The 1,197-nt window shown below is 61.8% G+C and carries 1 protein-coding gene and 1 pseudogene; one reads left to right on the forward strand and one right to left on the reverse strand.

Annotated features, from left to right (window positions below):
• A pseudogene (locus tag CXY78_RS21305) lies at positions 1–584 on the forward strand (hypothetical protein); the annotation flags it as partial.
• Between the two features lie 81 nt (positions 585–665).
• Here CXY78_RS21305 and CXY78_RS00020 read toward each other — a convergent pair.
• Positions 666–1,197 (reverse strand): ABC transporter permease (locus CXY78_RS00020; protein WP_158253218.1); only part of this gene is annotated, 532 nt, incomplete at its 5' end.

The following is a 1,197-nucleotide window of genomic DNA, read 5'->3' on the forward strand; positions in this document are numbered from 1 at the left end:
AGTTCGTGCCGCGCCCGTTCAGCCTCACCCCGGATGAGCTAGGTGAGCTCCACGTCACCGTGGCGACGGACCCCACTCAGGTGCTTGCTTGGGTGAGATACCCGGCCGTTGCCGAGCGTGTGCGAGGTGTGGCCCTGGCTTGGACGCAGCGCGCTGTCTACGTCGAGTGGGAAGCTCGGGGTATCCATCGAGTGTGGGTGTGGGCCTCTGCTGTTGAGCGCGCGACTGACGGCGAGGCTGGTGCTGCTGTCGTGTCTGAGTCACCTCAAGCAAGCGCGATAACAGTGCTCGGCACGGAACCCTTGGTTCAGCTCGTCAACGTCGAGCTCGCGCTCCTCGGCGTTGAATTTGTGCCTGCCATGTCGAAGCCTGCGGGCCCGTTCAGCTCGGTGGTGTTCGGGACTATCGACGGCCATTCTGTGCATCTGGACTTCCTCACCGAACCCGCGACCGATATGTGCGCGGTCCTGCTTGTGAGCACGGAGGTGGAGGCTCTCCCCGACCGAAGCGCAGCTCCGACATTCGAGGAAGCGATCCAGGCCTACCCATGGGCTGTGGCGGTCGACGCACTCGAGCTGGGTTAGCAATCGCTGGTGGCGCTCACCCCGCCCAGGCAAGCTGGAGGGACCAAATGGGTACGTAATGCTCGTTGGTCACCCCGCGGGTTACGTGCGGGTGGCGCTCCCAGTGGGTCGCGCGAAGACCGTCTTGAAGGAGACCTTGCTGGTGTAGGAAATGGATCCGTATCGGAAGAGGCGGGCGGCGACTTGCAGCACAAGCGCGGCAAGGAGGAAGAGCTCGATGATGACGATGGCTGCTTCCCAGCCGGCGAGGGAGCCAAACGCATTGCGCAGCATCGCGGTGATCGGTGCCGAGTACGGAAAATACGTGAAAATCTGCACGACAGGACTGTGTGGGTCAGACAGGACTAATGAGAGCGCGTAGAGCGGGACGATCATGAGCACGATCAGTCCGGAGAACAAGCTGCCGGCATCTTTCGCAGTCGGCATGACGGCACCGATCGCGACGAGGGTGCCGGTGAACAAGGCGAACCCGCCGATGGCTAGGAGGGCTCCGACGATCATTTGTCCTGGTTCAATCGTCAAACTCGACAAGTCCAACTCCGGAATGTTCAACGATGTGCGGAAGAACACATACGCGATCAGGACGGGCAGCAGGAACACGAGGACTTGAACG

Source organism: Cryobacterium sp. N19, assembly GCF_002929595.1.
Lineage (GTDB): Bacteria > Actinomycetota > Actinomycetes > Actinomycetales > Microbacteriaceae > Cryobacterium > Cryobacterium flavum.